Annotated in this window: 8 protein-coding genes; 4 read left to right on the top strand and 4 right to left on the bottom strand. The window is 60.7% G+C overall.

All coding sequences use genetic code 11. The features are described 5' to 3' along the window. Window positions 1–603: 603 nt before the first annotated feature. The 3 genes from PLL20_20460 to PLL20_20450 all read right to left on the bottom strand — a co-directional run bounded on the left by PLL20_20460 (window position 604) and on the right by PLL20_20450 (window position 4012). Window positions 604–1989, bottom strand: a complete 1386-nt coding sequence (locus tag PLL20_20460; GenBank protein ID HPD32374.1) for a sigma-54 dependent transcriptional regulator — start codon at window positions 1987–1989, stop codon at window positions 604–606. Further along, on the bottom strand, window positions 1986–3170 hold the full coding sequence (locus tag PLL20_20455; GenBank protein HPD32373.1) for an ATP-binding protein: 1185 nt from the start codon (window positions 3168–3170) through the stop codon (window positions 1986–1988). The genes PLL20_20460 and PLL20_20455 overlap by 4 nt, the downstream gene beginning before the upstream one ends. Window positions 3171–3358: 188 nt before the next feature. Beyond that, a complete protein-coding gene (locus PLL20_20450; protein HPD32372.1) occupies window positions 3359–4012 on the bottom strand; it encodes a hypothetical protein in 654 nt (217 codons plus the stop codon). A gap of 349 nt (window positions 4013–4361) precedes the next feature. On the opposite strand from PLL20_20450, the gene PLL20_20445 reads away from it, so the two are divergent. Genes PLL20_20445 through PLL20_20435 form a run of 3 tightly spaced genes read left to right on the top strand, consistent with a single transcriptional unit; the run spans window position 4362 to window position 7785 of the window. Next, window positions 4362–5750, top strand: a complete 1389-nt coding sequence (locus PLL20_20445) for an HlyD family efflux transporter periplasmic adaptor subunit (protein HPD32371.1) — start codon at window positions 4362–4364, stop codon at window positions 5748–5750. Between the two features lie 34 nt (window positions 5751–5784). Beyond that, window positions 5785–6546 carry an ABC transporter ATP-binding protein gene (locus tag PLL20_20440; protein ID HPD32370.1) on the top strand — a complete coding sequence of 254 codons (762 nt, stop codon included), beginning with the start codon at window positions 5785–5787 and terminating at the stop codon, window positions 6544–6546. Between the two features lie 15 nt (window positions 6547–6561). Then, a complete protein-coding gene (locus tag PLL20_20435) occupies window positions 6562–7785 on the top strand; it encodes an ABC transporter permease (protein HPD32369.1) in 1224 nt (407 codons plus the stop codon). 323 nt (window positions 7786–8108) lie between these two features. On the opposite strand, the gene dapB is transcribed toward PLL20_20435, so the two are convergent. Beyond that, entirely contained in the window at window positions 8109–8903 is a 795-nt protein-coding gene (dapB, locus tag PLL20_20430; GenBank protein HPD32368.1) for a 4-hydroxy-tetrahydrodipicolinate reductase, read from the bottom strand. A 210-nt stretch (window positions 8904–9113) separates the two neighbouring features. Between dapB and PLL20_20425 the strand changes: the two genes are divergently transcribed. Then, entirely contained in the window at window positions 9114–9746 is a 633-nt protein-coding gene (locus tag PLL20_20425) for a hypothetical protein (protein ID HPD32367.1), read from the top strand. Window positions 9747–9757: the final 11 nt, after the last annotated feature.

Below are 9757 nucleotides of genomic sequence, written 5' to 3'. Positions count from 1 at the left end.
GGGGCCGGTGGATTTGCGGGCGTTGGCGCGATTGGCGGCGATTCTGGCGGGGGAGGTTGGGTTGGCGGATTTCTTTGTGGACATTGGCGGCTCCTTCGTTTCACAAGTTGTCAGATATTAGCTGTCAGCCATTCCTTCGGTGGGCGGAGTTCGCCCACTGCGAGATGAACACGCGGGGTGTTCCGGACAGGCGGATCGGAGCGGAGCAGACGTCCCAGGGGCTTGCGCCCCTGGCACCTGTGCCCCTTTGGGCAGAAGGCCCGTTGATAGCCGGGGAAGGCGAGAAAGGTGCATGGTGGGAGGCGAGTTGGTCCCCAAACGAATCGTTAGTCTCTTCCGTCGGGACCGGTGCGCGTTCTGGGCGCATGTTTTGGTTGCGGCCGAAGGCCGGGTTGGGCTGTTAGTCTGTTGGGTTGTTGGTCTGTTGGTCTGTTGGTCTGGTAGGTCGGTAGAAGAAGACGGAGGCTTTGACCAGTGGCGAGAGACTCGTCCGGACCGGTAGGGTGTTGGGGTGTTGGGGTGTTGGGCCTGGGGCGGCCGGGGCCTGCCCTACCGGGCTCATCGGTGAGTGCCGACTACTGATCGCTACGATCCGGCATCTTCTCACATCGACTCGGATTCCAGGCCGTAGCGTTTCATTTTCTTGTAGAGGGTCGTTCGATTGATCTCCAGCACCTGGGCGGTAATCTGCCGGTTCCAGTTGTTGGCTCGCAGGGCCTGCTCAATGATTCGCTTCTCCGGTTCTTCCAGAGCCTCCTTCAGAGACATCGGCCGGTAGCCGCCCTCGACAGCGGGCGCAGCTTCGGCAGCCTCGATCACGTTCGGCGGCAGATCGTCGACCTCGATCCGCCGGTTGCGAGTCAGTACCACGGCCCGCTCCACGACGTTTTCGAGCTCCCGAACGTTTCCCGGCCAGTTGTAGCGTTGCATCGCCTGAATGCACTCCTCCGTGAAGCCCAGGATCTGCTTGCGGCCTTCTGAGCAGTACCGTTTCAGGAAATGCTCCGCCAGAAGCGGAATGTCACCGATCCGTTCTCGGAGGGCCGGCAGTTGAATCGTGACCACGTTGACGCGATAGTAAAGGTCCTGCCTGAACCGCCCCGCCGCAACGGCCTGCGACAGATTGTCGTTGCTTGCCAGGATGACGCGAACATCGACGTTCTCGGTCTTGTTCGAGCCCACCGGCTCAAACTGACGCTCCTGCAAAACGCGAAGCAACTTGACCTGCAGAGCCGGCGTGGCCGAGGAGATCTCGTCCAGGAACATGGTGCCCTTATCGGCGGCCTTGAACTTGCCCTGCTTGTCACCGAGGGCACCGGTGAAAGCTCCCTTTACATGACCGAAAAGCTCGCTTTCCAGCAGCGACTCGGGAATTGCCCCGCAACTGACCTCGACGAACGGTTTATCGCGGCGGTCGCTCCGGTGATGAATGGCCCGGGCGATCATCGTCTTGCCGGTACCGGACTCACCCTGGATCAAAACCGTGGTCCGCGACTCCGCCACCGCCTCGATCAGGTCGAAGATCTTCAACATCTTGTAGTCGTGCCCGACGATGTTGTCGAGGTTGTAACGGAGATCCAGGGCCTCGCGCAGGCTGCGGTTCTCTCGAATCAGTGATTGCTGCTGAAGAGCTCGCTCGACCACGAGACGAATCTCATCGTCGATGATGGGCTTGGTCAGGTAGTCGTAGGCCCCCATCTTGATCGCTTCGACCGCGCTTTCGATGGTGCCATAACCGGTGATCATGATCACAACGATGTCCGGATACCTCTGCTTGATCAGCCGCAACAGCTCGAAGCCGTCCGTGTCGGGCATATTCACGTCGGTAATGACCAACTGATAGTGTTTCCGTTCCAGAGCGGTGACGGCCTCGGCAAAGTTTGCCGCGCCGGCCGCCTCGTAACCTTCAAGATCGAGGAACTCGGCCAGAGACTCCACGATGATCTTGTCGTCATCGACAATCAGAATCCGTTCTTTTCGGCCACTCACGTCTTCGCCTCCCTAGGGGCTCTTGAGAACCTAGACCTGACCGCCCCGGAGCCGGCACTCGGACGCATCGCGGTGCAGCTTTGCAGAGGTAGTCGAATGGTGAACGCCGTTCCGCCCTGGGGCCTGCGCTGCGGAATGATCTTACCGTTATACTTCTCCACAATATCCTTGCAGATGGGCAATCCGAGACCCGTTCCCTTGCCCGGAGGCTTGGTAGTGAAAAACGGCTCAAAGATCCTATCCATCTCCTCCGGCAGCCCAATTCCGTTGTCCTCAAAGCGAATGATTGCCTCCCCGTCTACAACCTGCGTGGCGATCGTGAGCGTACCACCGTTCGGCATGGCGTCGATCGCGTTCTTGATCAGGTTGCAGAACACCTGGAAAAGGTTGGTACCGCGAACGGCCGGCACGTCTTCGCTGAGGGTGCAGACGATGGAGACGCCCGCGGCAACCGCCTTATCGGACATCACTTTTACCGCCTCGTCGACGATGGTGTTGATCCCCGCATCGTCAAAAGCGGCGGCCGTACTCCGCGAGAACTCGACGAGTTCGCGCACGATCTCGGTCATCCGCAGCAGCCCGCCGCGGGCCTGAGTCAGATACTCCGTGATCTTCTCCGGTCGGCCGATCTCACCGGCTCGCAAGGCCAGGTTGATGTATCGAAGAATGCCGTCCAGAGGATTGTTCAACTCATGGGCCACTCTAGCGGCAAGATTCCCCACCGCCGCCATCCGCTCCGAGACCGCCAGCCGCTTCTCCATGCCCACCACGGCGGTGACGTCCTCAATAACCAGAATGCCCCCGCTGACTTCCCCTCCGCTTTCGCGTGCCCAAGGAATGCAAAGCAGATTCAGCAACCGCTCGCCCTGCTGGTTGTCCTGCCGGACAACCTGGTCGAATCGTTGTTCCCGCCCCCGCTCAATGACGCCCATCAGTGCTTGTCGCCAGTCCTGGTACCGCGCGTCGACGGTTCCTCTCGCAAGGGCCTCTGCGATCGAGCGGCAACCCGAGACCAGATACTCTGCGGCGGGATTGTGGTGGATGATGTTGAGGTTGCGGTCGAAGACCACTAAGCCCAGCGAGAGGCAGGTCAGGACCCGCTCTCCGGTGAAGCCCAAGTCGTACTTCGGGTCCGGGAGAGTCGCTTTTTCGTCGGTTCCATCCGGATGTGTTCCGGCCATAAGGTCCGCCCCGTGGGAAGTGATGCCTGTGGGCATCATCGGACGCAAAGCATTGCCGCAGAGCAACCTATACGATTGTCGGAGACTAAAGTCAATGTGATGCGTACATTCGGATCAACACTACGGGAGAAAGAAGGATGACTTGGGACAACGCGAGGTGTAACTTGTTAGCGGAGCGGAAGTTATGGTTATTCAGAGGACCATTTAGAATCTAGTTGATCCTCGATCCCCCGGGGAGAAAGGATGAAGTCCCGCCGGCCGACCCGCACCCTCTGAACGGACCTTAGGCCCGCAACGTAAGCAAGCTCAAAGTAGCCGGCCGTCCGGACGGGATGGTAGATCCCCCCGCTAAAGGAGAATTCGAGCAGGCCCTCGCCGTCGAACACCCGGGCCGTCTGAAGATGAATCGGCCAGTCCTGCGAAGCAGACTCGCCCACATTGGCGATCAGACCGACCACGGCGCCGTTTTCGAAGTCGAGGGAAGGTGGCGTCCCGGTCAGTTGGCATCGCGAGCAAAGCAACAACCAGTCGGTCGCATGGCTCACCAGCACCAGCGAGAACTCTTCACACAGTGGGGTAACCAGATTGGCGGGAACCTGACGTTCCGCATCCACACGGCATCGGCCGAGAGGACGAATGGTGCTCGGCTGGGCCCCCGCCAGTTGCCATGCCGGCACCTCGCCGACCACTCGGGCACCAGACTTCAAGCCGCTGCAGCCGACTGCCGCGGGACACGCGCACACCAGCATCAATGCGGCGATTCGGATCAGCCGCCCCGCCAACCGCGGTTGGCAACTGTTGTGGCAATTGCCCGGTATTGCTATAGTAGCAACCGCTTCCATGGATATGAGCATTGTTGCCCGACAAGCCGTCCGATTCAACCGGCCGCCAAGCTGCAGAGTCTGGTTCTCGATGCTCCGGAAGATGAAAAGCGGGACGAGAATCGTTCAGCCATCGGCGCGGTCGGTGTTGATGGGTCTTCGGGGACTGGCGGAGGGCAATGATCGAACGTGAGGCCGGCTTCGGCGCGGGGACCGAGAAGAGAGCCTCTATCATACGGGGCGAGCAGATCACTCTGACGCCAAGACGGAAAAGGGCAATACAAGCGTCGCGAGTTGTCGATGACGCGTCTCGCGATTTGGCCCCACCGGAAACCGCGGGAGCTCCCGCCTCACCCGGAGAGACTCGGAAATGAGAAAACTGATAGGTCCTCTGGTTCTGGCCGTACTGCTGGTCATCGCCTACTTCATGGTCAAGAATTTTGTGCGGGTTCCGATATCCGCGATCAAGCCCGAGTTTGACGTTGTCCGGCGGGGAGACCTGATCGTTCCGATCACCGCCAGCGGCAACATCCGCCCGGCGAGCGTCACCAACATCAAGAGCGAGGCCAGCGGGGAGGTTATCGAATTGCCGTTCGATCTCGATCAGTACGTGCGGAAGGGAGACTTGGTGGTTCGGCTTGACGAAACCGACGAGCAAAGAAACGTCGCCCGCGCAACTGCCGAGTATCAGCGTGCGGTCATCGCCTATGAACAGGCAAAGATACGCAAGGACCTGAACGAGAAGGTGGGGGTGGATCTGGCGAAGGCCAAGCTCGAGCAGGCGGAGGCCCAGGAGGACTTGGCGAAGCTCGAGAACGACCGTCAGGAACGACTGAAGGCCACGGACATCACCGGCCAATACGAGGCCGCGATGGTCAGGGCCAAGTACAAGCAAGCGCAGGCAGCCACGCTGGCGGCGAAGGCACAACTAAGCGAGGCCCAACTCAACGTGAAGATGGCTGAGAAGGAGGTGGCAGCAGCCGACGAGATGCAGAAAGCGGCGCAACGTGCCAAGGAAGAAGCCGAGGAACGTCTGAAGGAGACGAAGGTCTTGTCGCCGCTGGACGGCGTGGTCGTCGCCCGGCACGTTCAGATAGGCGAACTGGTTCAGAGCGGCAGGACCTCGCTGACCGGCGGAACCGTTCTTCTGGAAATCGCCGACGTCAGCGAAGTTTATGCGGTGGTGAACGTCGACGAGGCGGACATCGGCCAGGTCCGCCAGTTGTTCACGGAGACGAACCCCAGAGTGAACCCCGCGGCCACTCAGTTGGCGACTTTGCCGGAGGGTACCATCGAGACCGGGCAGAAGGTCGACCTGACTGTGGAAACCTACCCGGCCGATGAGGGGTTTTACGGCGTGATCGAGCGGATCTCGCCGCAGTCGGAAATGAGCCGGGCCATCGCGACCTTCAAGGTCTGGATTCGGGTCACCAGCCCCAACCGTGACAAACTGAAGAAGGTGTTGAACGCCCAAGTGCAGGCCAACTTCACCGCGAGGTCGGTCGCTAATGCCTTGCTGGTCAACTACGAGGCCATGAAGCCTGACCCGAGCGGCCAAGGATACGGCGTGTACGTTCCCGAGAAAGTGCCCGGCACCAACGACGAGAAGCCGAAGTTCGTGCCTTGCGAGTTCGGGGTGGACAACCGCGTTGACGTCGAAGTCAAGAAAGGCCTCGAGGAAGGCCAGCGGGTATACACGAAGTTGCCAATCAAGACCGAGCGAGAGAAGAAGCGGGAGCGGCAGCAGTCTGAAGAATAGGCGATCAGCCTGTGGCTGATGTTGGTATGACGAGATGATCCGCATCACGAACCTGACGAAGTTCTACCAGATGGGCGACTCGGTGGTGCACGCGCTGGACGGCGTGGACCTGTCGGTCGAGGAGGGAGAGTTCGTCAGCATCACGGGCGCCTCCGGAAGCGGTAAGAGCACCATGATGCACCTGATCGGCTGTCTCGACCGCCCGACCACCGGAGAGTATGTTCTGGCCGGCCAGCGGGTGGAAAAGCTCAGTGACCGGCGTCTGGCCGGGATCCGCAACAAATACATCGGTTTCGTGTTTCAGACGTTCAATCTCATCAACCGAACGACGGCCATGGACAACGTCGCCCTTCCGCTGGTCTACGCCCGGCAGGGGCACGCCCGACGTCTTGCGTCCGCCGCGCTGGAGCGCGTCGGCTTGGGCCACAGAGGCGGGCACAAGCCCAGTGAGTTGTCCGGAGGCGAACGGCAGCGCGTGGCCATCGCTCGTGCCTTGGTCAACAAGCCGCCCCTGCTGCTGGCGGACGAGCCCACCGGCAACCTGGACTCCAAGACCGGGGAGCAGATCATGAGCCTGTTTCACGAACTGCACCAGCAGGGCGTGACCATTGTTCTGGTCACCCATGAGATGGCGATCGCGGCGCAGGCTCAGCGGGTCATCCGCATGAAAGACGGCAAGATCATCGAGGACCGCCGCGTGGACGAAGCTTTCCGGGAACAACTGCTTGCCGAACGCATCGCGGCGACCACGGCGCGACTGACCGAACAAAGCAGGAGGCCGCCGGCCGCACGATAGCGTCGGCTCGAGATCATGTTCGCACTGCAAATCATGATCATGGCTCTTCGCGGACTGCAGGCAAACCTGCTGCGCTCGCTGCTGGCCACGCTTGGAGTCATCATCGGCGTGGGGGCGGTCATCTCGGCGATGTCCATTCTGGAGGGCGCCCAGCGCGACATGATTGAGCGATTCGAGTCGCTGGGGAGTGAGACGATCACGGTCATTCCCAACGTGGCCAAGAGCGGCGGCCGGGCGGTGGGCATGGCCGAAACCCTTGTCCTCGAAGACGCCGACTGGATTGCCGATCCCCGCAACTGTCCCAGCATCAAAGCCGTGGCCCCGGAAGTATCGGGTTTCGACGTGATCAAGTACTTCAGTCGCAACAGCGAAGTATCGATCCTCGGAACGAATGAAGATTACGCCCCGATGTTCAACTACCGAGTCGCGCAAGGGCGGTTCCTGACCCGGGACGACGTCGCATCGCACCAGAAGGTCGCGGTGCTCGGTTATCAGGTCGCACTCGACTTGTTCGGCAGAGCGGAAGCCGTGGGACACACGATTCGGCTCAAAGGGGCGTCGTTCCGCGTCATCGGCGTCATGGAAAAGAAGGGCAACATCGGCTTTCGCACCGTGGACTCGCAGGTCATCATCCCCATCACCACCGCTCAGAGTCGGCTCTTCGGTATCAAGTTCATCAACTCGATCTCGGCCCAGGCCGTCGAGACCAAGCTGGTTGACCAGGCCATCGACGAGATCAAGGGCGAGCTTCGCCGTCGCCACGACATCCGCTTCCGCAGCGGTCAGGAGGACGACTTTCGGGTCTTCAGCCAGGAGGAGCAGCGGCGCCAGATCGGTGAGATCGTCTTCCTCTTTCAGGTGGTTCTCTACAGCATCGCCCTGATCAGCCTCGTGGTGGGCGGCATCGGGATCATGAACATCATGCTGGTCTCGGTCACGGAGCGCACTCGGGAGATCGGCGTGCGCATGGCCGTCGGAGCCCAGCGAAGCGACATTTTGCTGCAATTTCTCATCGAGGCCGGCACCGTGAGCCTGCTCGGCGGAGCGTTTGGCGTCGGTTGCGGCTTCGCGTTCAATAATCTCCTGGAGGAAACGACCCAGATCATCGAGACCTATACGCCCGCCCGGGCCCTGGTCTGGGCCTTGTCCATGGCCATCGGCATCGGCATTCTCAGCGGCATCTATCCGGCCTACAAGGCCTCGCGGCTGGATCCGGTGGAAGCGCTACGTTATGAGTAGCGTTCATCTGTCAGCAATCAGCTTTCAGCTCTGAGCGATCCGGGTTCTGCGATCTCGAATCTGCAATCTCAGACTTGAGATCTGAGATCCGAGACTTGAGATCTGAGATTTGAAATCCGGGTTCGGCCCCCTGACCATTCACATTAGCTCGGGGCGGAATCCTCTCCGGACCTGCCATGCCAACCGCTCGGCCCGGAATCCTTTCCGGGCCCAAATGAGGATGGGAATCCTCCGCGAAGAAGGCCCCAGAAAGGATTCTGGGGCCAGCGGCGCTGCGTTATGAGCGGCTGACTGCTGACCGCTGAATGCTGAAAACTGACAGCTTATTTGAGCCCCAACACATCCATCATGTCGTATCGCCCGGCCGGTTTGCCGGCCAGCCAGACAGCCGCTCGCAGTGCTCCGCGGGCAAAGGTGTCGCGGGTGTGGGCCGAATGACTGATGCGGACGGTCTCGCCGAGGTTGCCGAAGTGGACTTCGTGCTCGCCGACGGTATCGCCGACGCGCAGTGCGTGCATGCCGATCTGACGCGGCGGGCGCCGGCCGGTGTCGCCCTTACGGCCGTAGATGACGTCTTTGTCGGCGTCGCGGCCGGTGGCCTTGACGATCGAATCGCGGAGTGACAACGCCGTCCCGCTCGGAGCATCAGCCTTGAAGCGGTGGTGAGACTCGACGATTTCGATGTCGTAGTCGTCGCCGAGGATCGAGGCCACCTGGCCGACGAGCTTGAACAGCAGGTTCATGCCCACGCTCATGTTCGAGGCCTTGAGGACGGGGATAGTCTTAGCCGCTTCCTCGATTGCGTTGTTCTGCTCGGGTGTGTGGCCGGTAGTGCCGATCACGATTGCCCGCTTCTTCACCAAGCAGTAATCGAGCCAGTGCATCGTCCCGGCCGGGCGTGAAAAGTCGATCAGCACGTCGAACTCGGTGTCGGTCCGGTCCTGGAGCGGCAAGCCGGTCTTGCCCAGACCGGCCAGTTCGCCGATGTCCCTGCCTATCGCGGGGTGTCCGGTCATTTCCAGTGCCGCCTCGACCTCGACATCCTTAAGGTCCTGAGCCAGCGCAACAACCCGCAATCCCATCTTGCCGGCCGCGCCGGTAATCGCCACGCCAATCATGTTCTGCATCTCCGCAAGCCAGAGTCGTCCCGGAACCGGCGATGATTATCTCCGCGCGATGATCTCAACTCAAGTCGCACGGCGGGCTCGCGGCCGCCGCAGTGGCCAGACGCGCTATTGGTTTTGAATCGCCAAGTTATCCATCGGTCGTGTTCTGCTTGCTCGCAACGGACGACTTGAAGGGCGTCCACCTGGCGGTAGACTGCTGGCATGGCTCGTCTGAGACGCAACAGGATCATGCTCAAGTGGCACCCTTCAGCAATGCGTCGAGCGCTCACGGTGAGCGCCCTTATCATGTCCGCGCTGGTTGTTGTTGTGAGAATCAGACTGATTCCGCAGTTCTGGCGCTACACCGACGGCATCTACTTCGACACTTTGCTCTGGTTTGTCTGCATCCCACCGATCATCCTCTTGTGGCTCGACCTGCGCCGTGTCTTCCCGCCGGGACATTGCCAGGAATGCGGGTATGACCTCGCCGGCAAGACCAGCGGCGTGTGCCCCGAGTGCGGGGAGACGATCAGCGAACGGCCGGCTCCAGAGAAGCGGCATTTGAGTCGGGCTCGACTGGGGCGCACGGGCCGGATGCTGGGACGCAAAGGCCGGGTGCTCAAATGGACGGGAGCAGCGACCTGTACCGTCATCTTCCTCGCATGGGCAGCGTCCGTTCCGCTGCAATTTGGATATGTATACGCCTATGGCGCGCCCGGCAGTCGACAAGGCTCCTATCACATCCACTTCAACGATGGAAGGATCAACATTTCTCACCTCAACCACCGTTCGCCTTACGGTTCCTATGGGTATTGCCAGCGTCGTTCTGAAAGTGCAGAGATTTCGCCGGTTTGAATATGTAGTCT

The organism is Phycisphaerae bacterium (assembly GCA_035384605.1).
Taxonomy (GTDB): domain Bacteria; phylum Planctomycetota; class Phycisphaerae; order UBA1845; family PWPN01; genus JAUCQB01.
This window is presented reverse-complemented; position numbering and strand designations above follow the sequence as displayed.